Annotated in this window: 19 protein-coding genes; 12 read left to right on the top strand and 7 right to left on the bottom strand. The window is 53.8% G+C overall.

The genetic code is table 11. The features are described 5' to 3' along the window. Window positions 1-33: 33 nt before the first annotated feature. Window positions 34-261, bottom strand: a complete 228-nt coding sequence (locus JMJ04_RS28955; RefSeq protein WP_201373882.1) for a hypothetical protein — start codon at window positions 259-261, stop codon at window positions 34-36. A 553-nt stretch (window positions 262-814) separates the two neighbouring features. On the opposite strand from JMJ04_RS28955, the gene JMJ04_RS28950 reads away from it, so the two are divergent. The 5 genes from JMJ04_RS28950 to JMJ04_RS28935 all read left to right on the top strand — a co-directional run bounded on the left by JMJ04_RS28950 (window position 815) and on the right by JMJ04_RS28935 (window position 5,844). Further along, window positions 815-3,940, top strand: coding sequence for a winged helix-turn-helix domain-containing protein (locus JMJ04_RS28950; RefSeq protein WP_201373881.1), 3,126 nt, complete (start codon window positions 815-817; stop codon window positions 3,938-3,940). A 209-nt stretch (window positions 3,941-4,149) separates the two neighbouring features. Further along, window positions 4,150-4,275, top strand: coding sequence for a hypothetical protein (locus JMJ04_RS48165; protein WP_268887381.1), 126 nt, complete (start codon window positions 4,150-4,152; stop codon window positions 4,273-4,275). A gap of 175 nt (window positions 4,276-4,450) precedes the next feature. Further along, window positions 4,451-4,894, top strand: coding sequence for a DoxX family protein (locus JMJ04_RS28945; protein WP_236038454.1), 444 nt, complete (start codon window positions 4,451-4,453; stop codon window positions 4,892-4,894). A 107-nt stretch (window positions 4,895-5,001) separates the two neighbouring features. After that, window positions 5,002-5,460 (top strand): carboxymuconolactone decarboxylase family protein, encoded by a 459-nt coding sequence (locus JMJ04_RS28940; RefSeq protein ID WP_201373880.1) that lies wholly within the window; start codon window positions 5,002-5,004, stop codon window positions 5,458-5,460. Between the two features lie 84 nt (window positions 5,461-5,544). Beyond that, complete coding sequence (locus JMJ04_RS28935; RefSeq protein WP_201373879.1) at window positions 5,545-5,844, top strand: hypothetical protein; 300 nt, start codon at window positions 5,545-5,547, stop codon at window positions 5,842-5,844. Between the two features lie 952 nt (window positions 5,845-6,796). On the opposite strand, the gene JMJ04_RS28930 is transcribed toward JMJ04_RS28935, so the two are convergent. Continuing rightward, entirely contained in the window at window positions 6,797-7,324 is a 528-nt protein-coding gene (locus JMJ04_RS28930) for an SMI1/KNR4 family protein (RefSeq protein ID WP_201373878.1), read from the bottom strand. 362 nt (window positions 7,325-7,686) lie between these two features. On the opposite strand from JMJ04_RS28930, the gene JMJ04_RS48940 reads away from it, so the two are divergent. Further along, the gene (locus tag JMJ04_RS48940) at window positions 7,687-7,953 is read left to right on the top strand and encodes a histidine phosphatase family protein (protein WP_201373877.1); all 267 of its coding nucleotides are present in this window, start codon (window positions 7,687-7,689) and stop codon (window positions 7,951-7,953) included. Here JMJ04_RS48940 and JMJ04_RS28920 read toward each other — a convergent pair. Then, the gene (locus JMJ04_RS28920) at window positions 7,907-8,290 is read right to left on the bottom strand and encodes a transposase (RefSeq protein ID WP_236038452.1); all 384 of its coding nucleotides are present in this window, start codon (window positions 8,288-8,290) and stop codon (window positions 7,907-7,909) included. The two genes, JMJ04_RS48940 and JMJ04_RS28920, sit on opposite strands and share 47 nt — an antisense overlap. Before the next feature lie 549 nt (window positions 8,291-8,839). Here JMJ04_RS28920 and JMJ04_RS28915 point away from each other — a divergent pair. Then, window positions 8,840-10,321 (top strand): diacylglycerol/lipid kinase family protein, encoded by a 1,482-nt coding sequence (locus tag JMJ04_RS28915; RefSeq protein ID WP_201373876.1) that lies wholly within the window; start codon window positions 8,840-8,842, stop codon window positions 10,319-10,321. 308 nt (window positions 10,322-10,629) lie between these two features. Here the strand turns inward: JMJ04_RS28915 and JMJ04_RS28910 are convergent, their stop codons facing one another. The 4 genes from JMJ04_RS28910 to JMJ04_RS28895 form a co-directional block, all read right to left on the bottom strand. Then, window positions 10,630-10,881: an SMI1/KNR4 family protein gene (locus JMJ04_RS28910; protein ID WP_236038621.1), complete on the bottom strand. Its 252-nt coding sequence runs from the start codon at window positions 10,879-10,881 to the stop codon at window positions 10,630-10,632. After that, entirely contained in the window at window positions 10,868-11,071 is a 204-nt protein-coding gene (locus tag JMJ04_RS28905; RefSeq protein WP_201374541.1) for a hypothetical protein, read from the bottom strand. The genes JMJ04_RS28910 and JMJ04_RS28905 overlap by 14 nt, the downstream gene beginning before the upstream one ends. A gap of 24 nt (window positions 11,072-11,095) precedes the next feature. Next, the gene (locus JMJ04_RS28900; protein ID WP_201373874.1) at window positions 11,096-11,329 is read right to left on the bottom strand and encodes a hypothetical protein; all 234 of its coding nucleotides are present in this window, start codon (window positions 11,327-11,329) and stop codon (window positions 11,096-11,098) included. Between the two features lie 305 nt (window positions 11,330-11,634). After that, window positions 11,635-12,216, bottom strand: coding sequence for a TetR/AcrR family transcriptional regulator (locus JMJ04_RS28895; RefSeq protein WP_201373873.1), 582 nt, complete (start codon window positions 12,214-12,216; stop codon window positions 11,635-11,637). A 291-nt stretch (window positions 12,217-12,507) separates the two neighbouring features. Here JMJ04_RS28895 and JMJ04_RS28890 point away from each other — a divergent pair, with 291 nt between their 5' ends. The 5 genes from JMJ04_RS28890 to JMJ04_RS28870 all read left to right on the top strand — a co-directional run bounded on the left by JMJ04_RS28890 (window position 12,508) and on the right by JMJ04_RS28870 (window position 17,973). Then, on the top strand, window positions 12,508-13,188 hold the full coding sequence (locus JMJ04_RS28890) for a DUF998 domain-containing protein (RefSeq protein ID WP_201373872.1): 681 nt from the start codon (window positions 12,508-12,510) through the stop codon (window positions 13,186-13,188). Between the two features lie 1,084 nt (window positions 13,189-14,272). After that, window positions 14,273-15,217: a phosphotransferase family protein gene (locus tag JMJ04_RS28885; RefSeq protein WP_201373871.1), complete on the top strand. Its 945-nt coding sequence runs from the start codon at window positions 14,273-14,275 to the stop codon at window positions 15,215-15,217. A gap of 509 nt (window positions 15,218-15,726) precedes the next feature. Further along, entirely contained in the window at window positions 15,727-16,215 is a 489-nt protein-coding gene (locus tag JMJ04_RS28880) for a DUF1579 family protein (protein WP_201373870.1), read from the top strand. 207 nt (window positions 16,216-16,422) lie between these two features. Next, a complete protein-coding gene (locus tag JMJ04_RS28875) occupies window positions 16,423-16,647 on the top strand; it encodes a hypothetical protein (protein WP_201373869.1) in 225 nt (74 codons plus the stop codon). 609 nt (window positions 16,648-17,256) lie between these two features. Further along, window positions 17,257-17,973 (top strand): alpha/beta hydrolase, encoded by a 717-nt coding sequence (locus JMJ04_RS28870; protein ID WP_201373868.1) that lies wholly within the window; start codon window positions 17,257-17,259, stop codon window positions 17,971-17,973. The last annotated feature ends 15 nt before the right edge of the window (window positions 17,974-17,988 follow it).

The raw sequence follows: 17,988 nt of genomic DNA, 5'->3' as shown, positions 1-17,988 counted from the left end.
CGAACTTTAACATAGTTAAGCGTCAGTGACCCCTCAACATGAGCGACCCCCTGTCTGCTGCTCGAAGTTGGCGCGGCTAAGATCCGTAGCGCTTTTATCGACTCTTACACCAGGGTCGGTGCCGCCATGCGTATCCGTAAATTTAATGAAGACATAACCCATGTCCTCCACGCGCTTCTTGAATTCTTCCAGGGATGGTTTCGGGCCACCAACTATGACAGGATGATCTCCCTGCGCGAGACATTGTACGAGATCGTCCATTGTTTCACTCCTTCACACTGAACATACTGTAGAGCAAGTTTACCTGAGCTATATAGTGGCTTCACGCGCCTCGACAAAAAGAGGCTGAAGCAATACAGTTTAACTTCAGCCTCTTCCCTCCTGACCACCAAATCCCGGTTACATTGTGACCACTTCCCACTACTACATAATTCGCAACGTTCGCGATAGTGCCAAGGGGCAGCAGGAGGGAGCCAGTTACCTCCCTCCCGCTTTGGTTTATACGGCGATACCGAACAGTTCGGCCAGTTCAACCATCGCTCGCATTAGGTAGTGAGTAACTTCGGGCTGCATCAAACGACTCAGGTACATTTAACCACTCACCAACTGTCGAACAATATGCAGTTTTTCTTCTGGGCTAAACTATATGTGTCAAGAAGCGGTCGATTTTGAGCAATTCACCCGATCGTCATTGCGCTTTCTTGGGAGATCATGCGTGAGAACATGCACATGCTTGTAGACCCGCCTTGCTTTTGCTATACTCGTTCGTGTTGGGGAGTTGGGGAGAAATCTGTTGTGGACAAGAAAGGAACCCATGCCAAAGCCACCGACCCATGCACTCATCTGGTCTACCAAGAAGCGATGCTATATTTTGCATACCCCTGATCATCCACCACAGCCAATTATCCCTGGAAACGAGGAAATATGGCGCGTCTGGTTGACCACCCATTCCTCCTTTTCCTTCCAGGGGCAACATGGTCGCCTGAACGTGCTCAAAGAGTTCCGGGCTCGTGGGACTGGCTACTGGTATGCGTACCACACTAACTCTGGGAGCCGCAGGAAGTGCTATCTTGGACCAAGTGTGAGTGTGACCCTCGCGCGTTTAGAGGAGGTGGCTGAGGCGCTCCAGGAGATCAAGCGGGAGCACACAACGCAGGCTGGCAACGAGACTCCTTCCAACATGGTCGAGCCTGAACGCGAGCTCAATGATCAAAGCCGGATGATGGTGATGACCAGGCTCTTCCCTCCACGTCTGCCTGCCACCCTCGTCGTACGGGAGCGGCTCCTCTCAGTTATGGATACCGCTCTGTCCCGCCCTCTGACCTTGCTCTCCGCTTCCGCTGGCTGGGGCAAGACCACGCTGCTCTCGGCGTGGGCGCATCGGCATCCCCAATCAGTCGCCTGGCTGTCTCTGGAGGAGTTGGACAATGACCCGACGCGGTTTTGGATCTCGCTGATCGTCGCACTGCGCAGATGGTGGCCAGAGATTGGGGAGCGTGCGCTTGCCCTGCTGCCAGGAAGGTCTCTTTCTGCTGGCGTCACCATGCTCCTCAGCGAGTTGGTTGACAGGAGTGCGCAGCCCTCGCCCATCGTGCTGATCCTGGATGACTATCATGTGATTGATGAGCCGACCATCCATGCCTCCCTGAGCATCTTCCTGAAGCATCTGCCATCCCATGTGCATCTGATACTCTCCAGTCGCGTGGACCCGGATCTTCCTCTCTCTCGTTTCCGGGTGCGCGGACAACTCTTCGAGCTCCGCGACACGGATCTGCGCTTTACACGGGAAGAAGCCCAGCACTTTCTCATTGAGCGGATGGGACTCGCGCTCGAAGATCGCGATGTTGCCCTTCTGGAAGCGCACACAGAGGGCTGGATTGCCAGCTTGCAATTGGCAGCGCTCTTCCTACAGAAACAGACTGATCCCTCTGCCGGAGTGCGGATGCTCAGGGGCAACCAGCGCTTCCTCCTCGACTATCTGCGTGAAGAGATCCTAGCCAGCCTGTCGCAAGACGTGCAAGACTTCTTGCTAGAGACGAGTGGGCTCAACCCTTTGAGTACCTCGCTCTGCGATGCCGTCAGGGGCCGAGAGGATAGTGATCACTTGCTCGAACAGGTGGAACGAGCCAATCTGTTTCTTCAACCCCTCTCCGAGAGTCGGCAGTGGTATCGTTATCATGCTCTGTGGGCACAGGGCATGCAGCATGAAGCCAGGCTGCGCCTGGGGGCAGCCGCTCTGCATTCGCTCAGCCAGAAAGCGAGTCTGTGGTATGAGCAACAGCGGATGCTCCCGGAAGCCATTGAAGCGGCACTGGCTGGGGAAGATTTTGGTCGCGTCGCATTGCTGATCGAGCGTTTTGTGGCTCCTAACAGCTTTCGTAATGAGTTTTATCTGCTGCGCTCCTGGTTGGAACAATTGCCAGAAGAGGTTGTGCGAGCCCAACCGGAACTTTGTTCCCTCTCTGTGCTCGCCATGATGTTTACGACCGATCGGCGTTCGCCCGCCATCCAGGCACGTTCTGAGCAGTTCCTCTTGTGGGCAGAGCAGGGTTTTGAAGCCAAAGGACAGTGGGAACACCTGGGGGACGCTCTAGAACTCCACGCCGAGCTTGCCTTCTATCAAGAAGATTTCCCGCGGGCGCTCGTGTTAGCGTACCAGGCGCGCCCGCTCCTTTCCAAGGCTAGCTTCCTCTCTCCCGACAATGTGTTGGCGGACGCGTTAGAAGCGTTTCTGACAGGTGAAGTGGAGAGAGCCTGGCCGTACATCCTGGAAAGTCTCGAAAGATCGAAGCGCATCGATTCTCTTGTGAACGTGTTCGCTACGCTCCTCTATTTGGGAAATGTCTGCCTGGAAAAAGGCGAGATGCAGAAAGCGTCCCGCTACTACCATCAAGCCCTGTCATCCATTGATCAAGACCAGGAGATGTCCCGGCAGCAATTTCTGGCGACTGGGGACATGGATCCTTTCTTTACCTCATGGGCTTATCATAGCCTTGCTCAGATTTCCTATGAGCAAAATGACATCAGCAAGGCGCAGCACTATCTCTCGCAAGCACTCGCTTTGAGAGAAAAGCCAGAGGAAAGCATCCACGTTTTTACGTCGGGTTCGCTCATCCAGACTCGCCTTTTGCAAGCATGTGGAGAGACCGCACAGGCTCAGGAGTTGCTCTTGAGATGGGAGAGGAGCGCTCGCTTTTCCTGGCCTTTGAGCATGATACGTGTCTTCCTGGCGCGGGTGCAACTGGCACAGGGAAATTTGCTCGCAGTGGAGCAATGGGCTCAACACACTTTTGATCCCCGAATACCCAAACAGGAGCAAGACTTGCCATTGTTATACCAGCAGGAAGAAGCGCTGCTCCTGGCACGCTTGCAGATCGCGCAAAAGAGGGGAGAGGCTGCGTTGAACGAGTTGGCTCCCTGGAAAGAGAAAGCCCAGGCTCAAGGGCGCAAACGGAGCGTTCTGGAAATCCAGATACTCGTCTCCCTGGCTCATTTTGTCTCTCAAGAATCCACCCGGGCCAGATCCGCTCTGCGTGAGGCGTTAGAACTGGCACAGCCGGAAAACTATCAACGCCTCTTTCTGGATGAAGGGCCGGAGATGGAGCATCTGCTGAAAATGCTGCTGCCAGAGCTACGTGAGGCATCGCTGAGGGCCTCTGTGCAAAACCTTCTGCGTGCATTTGCCCAGGATCCAGGTTCCCAACCTGCAGAAGAGGCACCACATTCCAGTAAGGATGCCTTATTCCCAGAGCCGCTCAGCAATCAGGAGCAGCGGGTCCTGCGCCTGCTGGTCGCTGGTCGATCCAATCCAGAGATAGCCCGCCAACTGGTGATCTCGGTCAATACCGTGAAAACCCATGTCCAAAGTCTCTATCGGAAGCTGGACGTCAACAATCGTGTCGAAGCCAGCGAGGTGGCGCGGCGCTTGCTTTTGCTCTGACCCTCCCCTCTTTTCCTCTCACCCACTCACAACCATCCATCTGGATGATGTCAACTCATCCACTGCCACGGTATACTCCCAACAGTCTCAACGAAAGGAGGAAGACACTGCGTATACGATGTCGCATCTGGATCAAAGAGCACCTGGACCCATCCTGGCAAGAGTAGTTTGAGGATCTCCAACTGCTCCCCGAAGCATCTGGCAGAACGATGCTGTATGGAGTACTGGTCGATCAAGCGGCCCTCTATCACGTTCTGCTCAAGATTCGCAGTCTCGGCTTAGTCCTGGTCGCCCTTGATACAGATGAGCTTCCATCGGTTCAGGAGGAGCAGTGAGCTGTGTCTGTCACATTTTTTCTTTGCATTCCGTCAGAGAAGTGAAGGAACAAACCTCAACCGATGGTCGCGAGACGAAAAACACAAGGCGAAGCATGCCGTCTACACGACAGAAGGACCTGATTGTCTCATGAGGTAAAGAGAACGAAAGCAATCGGTGAAAGGAAAGAGAAAAATGTCAACAATACAGATGAAAGAGCGCATAACAATACATACGAAAGTGATCGTCTATTGGGCAACCACCGCCATCATCACGCTCGAACTGCTCGCAGGTGGTCTCTCGGATCTGGTGCATGGGGGAACGATGCTGGTGGCTGGCGAGCCAGTTGCTGATGTCATCACGCGCCTTGGCTACCCGCTCTACTTGCTCACGATTATCGGGGTGTGGAAGCTGCTTGCCGTCATCACCTTACTGGTGCCACGTTTTCCTCGACTCAAGGAATGGGCCTATGCGGGCGAAATCATTGTCATGACGGGGGCGGCGGCATCCAACGCATTCAGCGGCGAAGACACAAGCATGGTCATCATGCCCCTCATTTTCGTCGTGCTCGCGCTCATTTCGTGGGCACTTCGACCACAAAGCCGGACCCTCGGAGTCCTCTTTCCTGCGAGAAGCTAAGTGGCACATCCAGCCAGCCCATCCCAATAGGTGCTTGATCTCGGTTGGGCATTTTGAGAGACAATGGAAATTCTTTTCGAGCCTTGATACTAGAAGGAGAGTTGAATATGCCAGCACGAATGAAGAATCCAGCGATGGTCCTTCCTGACGCCATGAAGGGCATTCAGAACCTGTACAAGGCCATGCACCAGGGAGGCGTGCCACAGCGGACATTGGAGCTTGTCCATCTGCGAACGAGCCAGATCAATGGTTGTAGCGCCTGCGTCGACGCGGGTGTACGCACCGCCAGAAAGGTAGGCGAGACCGATGAGCGGCTCTTCGCTGTGGCGGCCTGGCGGGAGACGCCGTACTTCACTGATGTCGAGCGCGCAGCCCTGGCACTTGCTGAGGCTGCCACCCGACTCGCCGACCGGGCCGATGCGGTCTCCGACGAGATCTGGAACGAGGCAGCAAAGCACTTTGACGAAAAGGGACTGTCCGCCATTATCCTCATGATCGCTACCACCAACCTGTTCAATCGCCTCAATGCGACCATCAAAGAGCAGGCGGGCGCGTCCTGGAGCTAAACGACCTCAACCCCGCCAGTGATGACCGGGATGAAACAGACAACTCAAGACAAAACAATACGAAAAGTGAAAGGGAAAAATCCCATGAGCGTCCTCATGATCCGTGCGAAAGTGAAACCAACACAGGTGTCAGAAGTTGAAGCGGGCATCAAGAGCCTATTTGGAGCGCTTGAGCAAGCGCAGCCCGAGGGCATTCGTTACGCGTCCTGCCGACTCGCAGATGAAGTGACCTATCTGGTGTTCCTGGAAATTGACGAGGGGATAGACAACCCGCTGCCGACTTTCCCGGAGTTTCACGCCTTCCAGGAGGCCCTCAAGACATCATTGGCCGAGCCGCCAACCACCGAACAGTTGACGGTGAGAGGATCATACCGTCTCTTCTAACCTGTACATGATGAGCATCTCAGGACTGAGCCCAACGCTCACCATGGAATTTCTTCATCAGGCCTCTCCAAATTACTACGGTGAAAGGTAGGAATTTGGAGAGCTCTTTCCATACACATGAAGTTAAGCACAGATGCACCTCCCATCAGTGCCCATGCCTTTTGCGCGAAGATCAGAAGCACGAAGAAACGAACCACCTGGACGAGATGGGTTTTAAAGTCTGGACTCTGCGGAGTCGGATGAGGCGCAAGCGTTCTGCTTCTCAGACGAGTCCACGGGGCCTTGTACATTGAGGTATCCGTTCCTGGAAGCGGTCACAATGACCCTTCCTCAACCTGACCGGGAGGTCAACGATGTCGCAGTACACGGACGAGCAGGTCAAGGTTCTCACTCCGGAGGAGATTCGGACGATGGACCTCGACGATATCGAGTCGATTTGCCTCAACAAATAGTTCCTGCTCTTCTCGAGGGACCAGTTCGATGCGCGCTGATGGAGCGTATTGATGATGAGTTCGACGCGCAGAGCAAGAGTCTGAAGGCTCTCCGCACCAGAATCCGCTAGTCAGACTGAGACTTCGCCTTCGAGATCGGATCGCCATCCATCGCACCAGGTACCAGGCGGACCCGGAAGATTTCCGGGTCCGCCCGCTTTTTCATAGAAATTGCACCTCTCATATTCCCTTCAATATTTCACTCCGCAACAGACCTCGCCACCGCCCCCTTTCCGTATCTGGGCACTCACCCTGACCGATGCAGACCTCACCTGGCACGCGCGCATGTTTGCCGGGTGGGGCAAAGAGGAAAGCAGGGCTGCTTCCGGCGAGATTCCCCAGGGAAGCAACCCACGGGGTTTCAACCGCTTGTACCCGGGCTTTCTGCCTTACTCCTCTGGCGGCAGGGACTTCGCCTGCCCAGGAGCCGCGTCGCTGAGAGGGACTCTGGGAAACCCCATTCAAAACTCTTCCTGCACCATCTCCCAGAAGGAGGGCCAGCGCTGTGCCCCGAGGATCTTGCTTCCCAAAATCCAGGCTTCCCATTCCCCTTCAGGCGTGACCACCTCAGGATTGAGCAGGTAGACATACCCATCCTGTTGCTCGCTGATCTGCAAAGCTGTTTGCAAGTAGGCAGAGTGAAAATACGACGGGTCCTGCTGCTTGCCATAGACGCGGTGGTCAGCCTCAGATAGATCGAACATTTCCCACTCCCAATCCTCGATCCAGTCTCGCGCATAGTCTGGCTCCTTGACTTGGAACAGATCAACCTGCTCGATAGGCAAGAGGGGCTCGGTTAAGCCGCAGGGCCAGCCATTGGTGAGTTGCAAGAACTTCCGGTAGGAGGGCGGCAATCTTCGCCCCAGGCGCTGTTCAGCCGCAAGGAGTTGCGCTTCGGTGGTGCCAGGGGAGCCTATCCAGCCTGATTGGATGGCTGCATCGCGAGTCTGGTCGAGGAAATGGTCGATGACGTCCAATGGGTCTCTCATCTGTCCCTCCTGTTCATATAGAGGTGTTTGGCTCGTTGTGGTTCAAGCGCCCCCATTGGGCACGCTTGTGATCGGGTGAGAGAAACATGTTCCTGCCGTTTCCGTCTCTTTCTCTCTCCCTTCGAGAAACGGAAACGGCGTTGTCTCTCACTGCCTGACGCAGTATGAGGACTTGCTGACTCTGGGGGTCAGGTGGGGTCTGCATCGGCCAGGGTGAGTGCCCAGATACGGAAAGGGGGCGGTGGCGAGGTTTGCTCCGCAATAACATTACTCTCATGAGATCCATGAATACCCCAAGTTCTTTGCAAAGCTCCAGGAGGTGAGTGTAAGCCTTTGACAAGCTGTCTCCGTGCCATGTTTGTGTGCCTGCTACTTACAAAAAACTTGCCGCACCCCACAGTGGGGAGAGTCTGACAGGCTTTCATCTGCGGACGTGTCGTGCCCTGGATCGCATCTTGCGTGAGTATGCTGGTCAATCTATTGTGGTGGTTTGTCACGGGGGAACGGTCAATGTCAGTTTCATCTATTTCCTGGGCCTCTCCCTGCTCAAATACCCACCCATTCTTGAGGCGATGCTTACCGTCACAACTCACGCACATCCTGAGGAGGGATCCACACAGCAGGAATGAGACCTGCGGCTAGGAGGCGGGCGAGATGCAACGTATCGCGCGCATCAGTCTTCACCCGAGCAGTGGTAATCAGTTTCACGAGGTTCGGATGAGCGACCGTGACTGAAGAAACCAGAGGACAAAGCTGATCACAGAGATGCCAGGCGTTTGTTGTGCCTTCTAATACCACCGCATCGGTCGAGCACAGATGCTGCTGGCTCCAGGAGGAGAAATCATCCGGATCTACTCGGCGAGGGGAAAGCACCACCTGTTGAGAGGGATTGACTGCTCCGACAACGACAGAGTGCTTATGCACATCCAGGGCTACGAAACGTTCTCCACAAACAGATGCAAGCATACATTTTCTCCTTTTTCAGGCAACGAGTAAGGACGAGAGTACGCCGTTTGGGGTTCGCAGTGTTCAGACACCCATTCGGGCTGCGATCTTTCACGCTTCGAGCCCGAGCGGATTCGACGGGTGGCCAAACATCCTATCGGGCTTGAGATTCCACCGTGCAAACGGGCCACCCCTGACGCCGCGTACTGATCGAGCGTCCCCGTCAGCTTTACCTGTCAAGGATACCGAAACGACGCACTCTCTGCAACTGACATGCTAAGATCCTAGTCCTACCTCTTGATCGCTGTGCGACCGCCGTCAGCGGTGATGATCGTACCAGTGAAGTAGCTTGCGTGTGGGAGGCAAGAAATCCTACAACATTGGCAATCTTCTCAATGTTCATTGCATGCTTGAGCAGTGTGGTGCATCCGAGGGCTTCAGTGTGCTCGGATGCTTAAAGAAGAGGCCAGAGATCGCTTCAAATAGTCCGGCCCATTTGAAACTGAGCACGTCTCTAGCCCGTATCCCTTTCAAGGATCTGTTATTGCTTTACATAAGGGGAAAAAAAACATGGGAAACAAAAACGCTTGTATCATCGTTGATCTTAGATCAGGGGAGCACCTGGTACACGTCCCTGAGATAGCAACCGTTCTATCAGCTGCAGGCTGGAAAACTGACGTAGCCCTGAAGGAATATGGAGGCGAGACGATGCAACTGGCACAGAAGGCTGCCAAAGAGAAATATGCGCTCGTGATCGGCTACGGCGGCGATGGAACCTTAAATGCCCTTCTCAATGGCACCATGTATGCCCAGGGGAAAGGTGCCGTCGCAGATATACCAGGAGGCACCTTCAACGTATGGGCAAAGGCAATAGAGATGCCGGATGATCCCGTGAAAGCCGCCCTGACCCTTGTAGATAGCGAACCACGCAGCCTTGATCTCGGCCATATCGAGGCAACCAGTCTGACCTCTGCCAATAATTCCAAAGACGTCTGGCAACCAGCCCCCAATGGAAAAAAGTCGAAAAAGTCAAAAGAATCAACAAAAACCAGGCACTATTTCTTGCTAAACGTTGGCATCGGCTTGGATGCCGCAATAATGGCACATATATCCAAACCTCTAAAGTATCGAGTTGGTCCGCTGGCCTTCGACCTCGCTGCTGCAAAAGAGTTCCCCAGACAGCGCCCGTTTCCCGTCGAACTTCAGCAAACAGATGACAAGGGCAATGTCACCGCTCACTGGCGTGGAGATGTCTGGGAAGCGTATGTAAGCAAGGTGCCTCTCTTCGCGGGAGCGGTCAACATAGAACCGGGTTCGCGCGCCGATGATGGATTGCTCTACGTCACTTTGATTACCGCCAATAGTCCACTAAAGACGATCGGACAGGCCGTTTCATTACTCACGCAGCACAAGCCAGATAGAAATGTCACAACCTATTTCCGCGGCACGCATTTTTCGCTGCGAATCCCCGCCTCTATCGATATCCATGTAGATGGGAGTGCTGTCAAACCCGAAGAACTCCTATCAAAAGCGGAACAGCGTGCCTTGCAACAAACCAACGATCCAGAACAGATGCTGGTCGATTATCACTTCGATGCCAGGCCAAAGGCGCTGCACGTTGCCGTTCCACGCACCTATGCAGGCCCACTGTTTGAGAAAACATCGCAGAAAGGAAACACCTCACCCCAGGAACAACTCCTGCTCGCTGAACAACAGCCAGCGAATGCGCCACAGCAATCGCACCCGCAAAGCGAGGAGCAACCCCCAATTTTGCAGAAAGCAGCCTATAACATAGAAGTTATTGGAAGCATTGCACCTCAAGGGAAACAGCCAACCACCATCGTCGCTGGCAAGTTCAAAAAACAGGATACGGACGAGGTCCAGGTTCTCGCGGTGCGCGTAAACAAGCGAACGCAGGTGCTCAACAAGGCAGGGGAGCACGTACCGTCTGCAAGGCTCCTAGCACTACAGGAGGGCCAGACAATCCTGGCCGAAGGGAAGAAGACTAAACGCGGCGTCATCAAAGCTACGCGCGTGAGGTTAGCCGACTGAGGTAATCTCTGTGAGTCAGGAACCCACCATTCAAGAGGGAAAATGCATACGATCTCTACAGCGGCTGGCAGAAGAGTTGAGCACATGGGTGAAGATCTGGATCAAAAGCTCTTCCCATTGAAGCAGGACGCTCTAAAAAGCAGGAACACTGAAAGGCTGTTTGGGCTTTATGACCAGATCAATGTTCCCTCTTCGTAACAATACTCGCCTGCCTCCAGATCGTCCGCAAAAGTGGAGAGAAACGCTTGCCAGCTTGAGGCAAGCCAGCGGTGAAAGGTGCCGTTTTCGGCGTCACTGTCGATGATTTGTCACATTTGCCCATGAGGAGTAGGAGTCAAATCGAGGCAAAACACGTCTCCGTCCGCTTCCAGCAGCGGAATCCAGTTGATATTCCATGTTTCTACGCGAACTCGTATGGGTTGGCCGTCCCAGGTGAGCCAATCATCTGTGATCTTGACTTTCGCCCCCTGTGCATACTTTTTCATCATTTTCCACAGATGCACCATCTCTTGCAAGGAGCAGAGCCGTCGTAAGCATTGATCGGGATCACCTAGCCACATCCTCCCATTGTGAATGCGGTACGAGGCATTCACATCTTCGGGAAATACCACCCTTTTTGCGGATCAGCTCACCGGGAACAATCCCGCGCTGGTTCCAGCGTTCAATCACCTTGTCATACACGGTTGCAAAGATGGTGGCCGAGTCGATGTCCTCTGCCATCTCCTGATCCCAGGCGGCATAAGTGGTCATGTACCCGGCTATGGCAGCTTCCGCTCATTCCTTATTGATCACCCGCCGCGGCTCTCGTACCAGTGGACCCAGGTGGTCTAGTTCCCTATCGCCGTAGCGGTCAAAAGCGCGCTGTATCTTTTCCCAGGTGGGATGAGTTAGCCAGCGCGTTCTATTTTTCATCTGGCCTGGTCGAACCATGCGCAACCACTCTTCTGTGCAGTAGGCCCACAGGCACTTGATGTTGCGTAGCGTGTCATATACATCATCCAGGCCCATCTCCCTAAGCACTTCACTTTCCAAAGGGAACTCAACACGCCAGACCTCTTCACCAGGTTCCCAGCTGCGCTTCTCCCAGACGATTTCAAACCATTTCTTGTCTGAGTGCTTAATCAGGGTTTCACGGTATTTTGAACATCTTCTGCGCAACAAGAATGCAACAGGTTAACAGGGTCTCACACCACTACAATGCTCGCGCATCTAGACCAAGAATACGCGTGAATATTCCTTGTGGATGAGGAGACAACGCTTGCTGATCTGCGAGGCCTCGCAAGAGAGGCTCAGGCATGCTTGCCGATTTTCGCTCACTTTTCCTTGAACATGGCCCACACGCCGGGCAGCGCCAGTTGTTGGAAGATGCTTTCCATCTGTTCTGGTGGGTAGGGCATATCAGCAACGACCCACCATTTGAGCAAGGTGAGCAAGGCCCCGGCCAGGTACTGGGAGACCACCGGCAGGGGGATCGGCGGCGAACGTTTTTCTGCGCAGAGGGTGGAAAGAGCAGGTTCAATCGCTTGGCAGAGTGCCGCCTGCAAAGCTTCCCACAAGAACTCGCCCGCACGGCTTCGCATCAGTGCCCGAAATGGCTGATTCTCAGAGTGGTACACATGCTCAAACAGTTCCAGACTGGGCAGGACCCGTTGTCTTGCTACTGCATGGGCGAGCTGGCGAGTGAGCCGCTCCAGCTCCTGCTCTATGATACTGTTGAGGACATCCTCTTTATCGAAATAATGGGCATAGAAGGTGGTACGGCCAATGTTTGCCCGATCCAAAATATCCTGCACCAGAATCTCATCATAGGGTTTTTCTACCACGAGTTCCGCAAAGGCAGAGTTCACCAGGCGATAGGTACGTTGGGAACGACGATCTGTTTTCTGTTGTTTCACGGATGTCACCTCTTTCTTTGACGAACAATCAGGGTCAGGTGTTCGGTAGAGAACGGGTTCCCTGGTGTGTGCTTGCCAGGGAGAACCCTCCCTTGTATTCTCTCTAGAGAATACCATATTCGGTAGCAAACCTGCTGTTCCTTAAACTGGAACAGAGAAGGAGAAAGAAGGAAAATAGAAAATGAAAAGCAAACACCACACACTTGATCAGGAGGAGCCTGTTCACCAAAGCAATCATGAAAAGAACACGCGATCATGACTCCCTCATCTTACGTCCAAGGAGAAAAACACATGGGAACCTCAGCACAAAGTACTGGAGAGCAGTCAGCGGCGATGAGACTGCTGCTGGCTTGCGGTGCCATTGCTCCGCTGCTCAACAGTGTTGTCATTCTCATCCTTGGGGCCATACGCCCTGGCTACAACGCCTGGATAGTCCCCGACAGCAACCTCGAACTGGGGGATGGTGGGTGGATACAAATCATCAACTACATCGTCACCGGAGCGCTCCTGCTCGCTTTTGCCATCGGGCTCAGGCGTGTCCTGCGTACAGGACGTGGTTCGACCTGGGGACCCATCCTGCTCGGCATCTATGGCCTCACCTTCATCGTCACCGGGCCTATCCTTCCCGACCCGGCGCTAGGTTACCCACCAGGAGCGTCGAGCGCGCTAACCATTCACGGAGCCATTCATATCCTCTTTGGTCTACTTCAGTTCACTTCGCTGATTGCGGCTTGCTTCGTGCTGGCACGGCGCGATGCGGCGCTTGAAAGGCGCGGCTGGTCCTGGTATTCGGTTGCCACTGGTCTGCTGATCGCCGCCTCTTATGTCGCCTTCGTCCTCACCGCCAAATTGTTAGACGGGGGACCAACAGGACTCATTGAACGGATTGGCATCATTGGCGGCGGCACGTGGATCGCTCTGCTGGCGATCCGCCTGATGAGCAAGAAGGTCCCACGGGTGTCTGTCGAATAAATGGGTCTGTCAGAACTCAGAGAGAGGCTTGTCCTGGGGTTCTGTCAGAATTGGCCATGAGTATGAACGGACCGGAAAACAACGCGAAGGCCCGTTCGTACTCATGAGCCTGAACTGACTCTCGTCGAGGAACAAACAGATCAGGCCTATTGTCGGCTCCTGCAACAGGAATGACAGGAATGATGGAAACGAGAGAAGCGAAGGCGATGTCACTTGTGATGGCACCAGATCAACGTCAAGCCCGGAGATCAGCGAGGCTTGAGCTTGTTCGACAGGTGAAGCTTAGTTGGATAACCGGAAAGATCAGGTAATGTCTGTATGCAAGGTGGCATTAGCGAATCTGGCGATGTGGGTGCGTGATCGGCACTTTCCAGCATCATATGCGCAGGGAGTGCGCCACACTTTTTTGCGTCGAGCCTGTTTAGGGCACAATCTGCTACTTATGCGGCTTGTTGCCAAGCCTCAGCCTCGCGCAAAAAACACATGTTGCACCCGGCGCGAAAGTGCGTTTGGCAAGGAATGTTCCCCTCGAATTGGAAGCGCGATGTCTCTTCGAGACAGCCATGATGATGAAAATGAACCTCTTGAGGCTGTTCTACCTCGGCTATTGCAAGTGATTTTCGGAGGAAAGCCCTGTTCACCCGATAGACCATCTTGAAAACCAGTTACCAATAGTGTATAGTTGTGCTGTAAAACCACTTGAATAGTAAAGAAAGGCATCTCTCCCAATGACGTGGACATTATCTTGCTAGCCTCTCCAACGGCTGCATTCCTTCCCTGCCTCTAGTTTCATCGAAAGCAGTTTCCCAGGCCTTCTCCTATCGTTTGTATGGCCTGGATGTATGCTGAGTACTCGCTTCATCGATAGAGTGGGTGCGTAACTGTCTGGCTGGGAATGGGACATGCTGCCAGTGGCGGACGTTGAGCAAGAGATGTGTTTCCGGGTCATTGCGCAACCTTTTCCCATTTTCCCAATCCCTCTCGCAATGCGCCTCCTTTTCCTCACGTCCGGCACATCTTTCCCCATTGATACACCTTTTGTTGGGTCACGCCATAGATGGCGTGTTGAAAACGGAGGATCTTTATGCCAGACCTCAGACCAGTTGTTGACCGTGAACAAGTGCTTACAGCTCTCAGTCAGTACTTCTCCGCGCCGATTACCGGCCTTATGCCTGTGGAGGGTGGACAGGTAATGCGCACCTTCGCTTTTCGTATGGGCGAGCAAGACTATATCGTACGCTTCAATCACGATAATATGCTGACTTCCAATCTGCCGAAAGAGGTGTATATCGCGCATAAACTGGCATCATCACCGGTTCCCATGCCGCCAGTCCTGTACACGGGACGCCTGGATGAACTCCACTTCGTGATCTCACCCAAGGTGCCGGGCCAGATGGTAGAAAGCCTGACCGGGCAAGAAGTTGAGCAACTCATGCCGGAGATTATGCGGATTCTAGACGCTATTCATCATGTTGATGTAAGCGAGACGCAAGGCTATGGTGTCTTCGATTATCAAGGGATGAGTGCAGTCGCTAGCTGGCGGGGATCGCTGGCGATCATCGCGAAAGAGGAAGACGAGCGCGACTACTTTGGGAAATGGTACCACCTGTTCAGGGATACCTTTCTAGAGCGCGATCTGTTCAAGGAGATCTACCGGGAGATGCAAGACCTGCTCGGCTTTTGCCCCACCGAGCGTTCCCTTGTACATGGAAACTATAGCCTGCGCAATATCCTCACGGACCATGGAGCAATCACCGCGGTTCTGGATTGGGTTGATGCGAAGTATGGCGATTTCGTCTTCGATATCGCCGGGCTGGACTTCTGGTATCCCTGGCTGCGTGTGCGTGAGCGGTTCCAGCTGTACTACCAGGATCAGCAGGTCGTTGTCCCTGCATATGGACAGCGTATGCTCTGTTATCAGTACTATATCTTCCTGAGCGCAATTCGCTTCTATGCCAAGGCGGGAGATGAGCAGGCCTATCGCTGGGTGAAGCAACGTCTTCAGGAACTACAGGCTTTCCAATTCTAAGGGATATTCCTTGCTCAGGGGGTAAGGGGATGCGAGTGGGCCAAGGTTGGGACCCAGGGGAGATTTGGGAAGCCCTGCACACAATAACACAATAGAGGTGCAACACAACTTTTGCAAAGCTTCAAGGAAGATGCGTGTCAGATTTTGGCGGGCTGTCTTCCTGTCATGCTTGTGTGCTCACTACTTGCAAAAAAGTGTGTCGCACCCGTCACGACCTGGGGTGTGGCAAGTTTTTTTGCGCAACTCTGAAAAGATGAGTGCGAGACATCACACCATATGATGGGTGGTCAGTCAAATAGAGCAAAAACTGGAACAGGAATGTGCACCCCGCATCGATGCGCGGAGAGGCCTCCTTTCAGCAGTGAACTGACAGGACAAGCTAACTTCGACATGATGCGAGCCCTCTGCTGATGAGAGCAAAACAGAAGAAGTTTTTCGGTTTTTCCTCCCCTATACTAGGGCTATCTGTACAATAGCTGCCCCCTCTGAAAGTAAAAGGAGAAAACCGGATGACAGATGAATTTACTCATGCACAAGAGAAGACACCTCCGTCTCAGCCAAACCCTGCACTCAAATCCCTTGAAGGATTGGTTGGCGATTGGACAATGGAACTTTCCAATGCATCTTTTCTTCCTCACCCATCCGATACAGCAAAAGGATCAATCTCTTTCGAATGGATGCAGGACGGAGCTTTTTTGCTGATGCGCATGGGCGACAAACCACCAAGCGCGCCCGCTGCCCTTTGGCTCATCGGTCGAGATGAATCGGCCCCAAACTATACCGTGCTCTACTATGACTCGCGAAGCGTTTCGAGGATCTATGAGATGAGCTTCTCGGAAGGTGTGTGGAAGATGTGGAGAGAAGCCCCAGGATTCTGGCAGCGCTATGAGGGCACAGTAAACCAGAACGGCAAAACGATCACTGCCTGCTGGGAGAAATCACGTGATGGTTCCACGTGGGAGCACGACTTCGATGTCACGTATACGAAGCTCAGCTAGACAATTTTCTGTGTGATTCGCCTTCCCCATCTTGTGAGAAATGATAGGATGAGGGAGGCTGATGCGTCAATCGTACTCAGGTTGACGGAATCTTGCACGGTTTTGCCCATTTGGACTGAATGCCCCTTTTCAACAATCCTCTGCCCATAGGCCTTCTGGGCGCGCAAAAAAACTTGCCGCACCCATGCGCAGGCCACCTGGAAACGTTTGCTCCCCATTTTTCAGCTTCCCTGCACCATCACGCACTCCGCTCAGATGGTGCAAGTTGAACTGCGTCCCTTCAACGATCGTGCGCTCAATCGAGATCTGGCCATCTTGTGTGAACGGGTCAACCAGGCATCGCCGCATCTGCCTGATGGACGCCGACTCTCGTTCACCATCAGTTCAGCGTGTTGCATTCTTGCCGCGCAGAAGAATGCCAAAATACCGTGAGTCCCTGGTGATGGGTGGGATGCGATTCTTCCCAATGCGTCAGGAAATATGATGAGTTTTCTAGATGAGTGTGGGGACCCGTTTCCCAATACTTTGGGCCTGACATTCTTTTAGAGCGGGCTTTTGAAGATGGGTAAAGCATTCACCTAAGTGGACACAGCCCTTATTAGTAAATGGCGCGGATGTTGAGCAGCACAACTATTGGTTACTTGAGAAACCGCCTCTGGAGCGGATCGTTGTGCACCGTTTTTGTAAATTCACGGCAAAATGGTTCGTCTCATGTTGAGGGAGGGCCAGGATAGGTGGAAAAATAGCTCATAGTGATAGACCACGTCCACGTATCCTACTCCTCCCTCGTGTATAGTAATAGTAAATGGTTCATAATGTAATCCAGCAGATAAGAGCTCGACGCAGAGTGAGTGGATGTGTCCTGCATGCGGATCAACGCCTGACTGGGGTGAGCGGGAGGGCAAGGTCAAGTGACTCCCTCCCACCTCTACGATGGTTTTCCCTATGATAGCATGTGTGCTGACCAATAAAAGGGAATATCGTATGTGAAGGAGGCGACCAGCGGACCAGTCCTCATCTCATGAAGGAATGGAAATCATCATGGCTGGAGTATCTCATCCGGCGGAAATAACAATCGCCCTTGTCCACGGTGCCTTCGTGGACGGGTCCGGTTGGGAGGGCGTCTATAAGATCCTGAAGAAGGACGGCTGCCCTGTCGCCATCGTCCAGAATCCAACGATCTCGCTGGCCGACGATGTCGCCGCAACCAAACGCATTGTTCACGCGCAGACCGGCCCGGTGATTCTCGTCGGCCACTCCTACGCAGGAGCGGTGATCACCGAAGCTGGCAACGATCCACAGGTCGTGGGGCTTGTGTATATCGCAGCCTTTGCCCCCGACACGGGCGAGTCCGTGTCCACACTTCTCAAAGATGCCCAGCCTGGCACGCCTGCATCCTCAATACTGCCACCCCAGGATGGCTACCTGTACCAAGACAAGGCCCGGTTCCCTGCCTCGTTTGGGGCTGACATGGACGAAGAAAAGGCCGTCTTCATGGCCGATTCGCAGGTCCCGTGGGGCGAGGAGGCGCTAAACGGCATGATCAGCGAGCCAGCGTGGAAGAGCCGGCCGAGCTGGTACCTGGTCGCCACAGATGACAAGATGATCCCACCGCCAGTCCAGCGTTTCATGTCCAAGCGCGCAGGTTCGACCGTCGTCGAGGTAGCGGGCAGTCACGCAATCTACATCTCGCAGCCACATGCGGTGGCTGAGCTCATCAAAAAAGCCGTGCAAGGAGTTAAGGGGTCGGTGATCTAAGCTGCCATCGAATTT

This window comes from Ktedonobacter robiniae (genome assembly GCF_016587375.1).
Taxonomy (GTDB): domain Bacteria; phylum Chloroflexota; class Ktedonobacteria; order Ktedonobacterales; family Ktedonobacteraceae; genus Ktedonobacter; species Ktedonobacter robiniae.
This window is presented reverse-complemented; position numbering and strand designations above follow the sequence as displayed.

What these genes read in the sequence shown, in the direction of transcription:
- JMJ04_RS28905 (WP_201374541.1), bottom strand. Translation starts at nt 11,071, where the DNA reads ATGACCACTTATGCCGCCTGGGATCAGGAGATGGCAGAGGACATCGAC.
- JMJ04_RS28870 (WP_201373868.1), top strand. Translation starts at nt 17,257, where the DNA reads ATGGCTGGAGTATCTCATCCGGCGGAAATAACAATCGCCCTTGTCCAC.
- JMJ04_RS28940 (WP_201373880.1), top strand. Translation starts at nt 5,002, where the DNA reads ATGCCAGCACGAATGAAGAATCCAGCGATGGTCCTTCCTGACGCCATG.
- JMJ04_RS28930 (WP_201373878.1), bottom strand. Translation starts at nt 7,324, where the DNA reads ATGAGAGACCCATTGGACGTCATCGACCATTTCCTCGACCAGACTCGC.
- JMJ04_RS28890 (WP_201373872.1), top strand. Translation starts at nt 12,508, where the DNA reads ATGGGAACCTCAGCACAAAGTACTGGAGAGCAGTCAGCGGCGATGAGA.
- JMJ04_RS28955 (WP_201373882.1), bottom strand. Translation starts at nt 261, where the DNA reads ATGGACGATCTCGTACAATGTCTCGCGCAGGGAGATCATCCTGTCATA.
- JMJ04_RS28920 (WP_236038452.1), bottom strand. Translation starts at nt 8,290, where the DNA reads ATGCTTGCATCTGTTTGTGGAGAACGTTTCGTAGCCCTGGATGTGCAT.
- JMJ04_RS28885 (WP_201373871.1), top strand. Translation starts at nt 14,273, where the DNA reads ATGCCAGACCTCAGACCAGTTGTTGACCGTGAACAAGTGCTTACAGCT.
- JMJ04_RS28880 (WP_201373870.1), top strand. Translation starts at nt 15,727, where the DNA reads ATGACAGATGAATTTACTCATGCACAAGAGAAGACACCTCCGTCTCAG.
- JMJ04_RS28935 (WP_201373879.1), top strand. Translation starts at nt 5,545, where the DNA reads ATGAGCGTCCTCATGATCCGTGCGAAAGTGAAACCAACACAGGTGTCA.
- JMJ04_RS28915 (WP_201373876.1), top strand. Translation starts at nt 8,840, where the DNA reads ATGGGAAACAAAAACGCTTGTATCATCGTTGATCTTAGATCAGGGGAG.
- JMJ04_RS28900 (WP_201373874.1), bottom strand. Translation starts at nt 11,329, where the DNA reads ATGGGCCTGGATGATGTATATGACACGCTACGCAACATCAAGTGCCTG.
- JMJ04_RS48165 (WP_268887381.1), top strand. Translation starts at nt 4,150, where the DNA reads ATGCTGTATGGAGTACTGGTCGATCAAGCGGCCCTCTATCACGTTCTG.
- JMJ04_RS28950 (WP_201373881.1), top strand. Translation starts at nt 815, where the DNA reads ATGCCAAAGCCACCGACCCATGCACTCATCTGGTCTACCAAGAAGCGA.
- JMJ04_RS28910 (WP_236038621.1), bottom strand. Translation starts at nt 10,881, where the DNA reads ATGTGGCTAGGTGATCCCGATCAATGCTTACGACGGCTCTGCTCCTTG.
- JMJ04_RS28945 (WP_236038454.1), top strand. Translation starts at nt 4,451, where the DNA reads ATGTCAACAATACAGATGAAAGAGCGCATAACAATACATACGAAAGTG.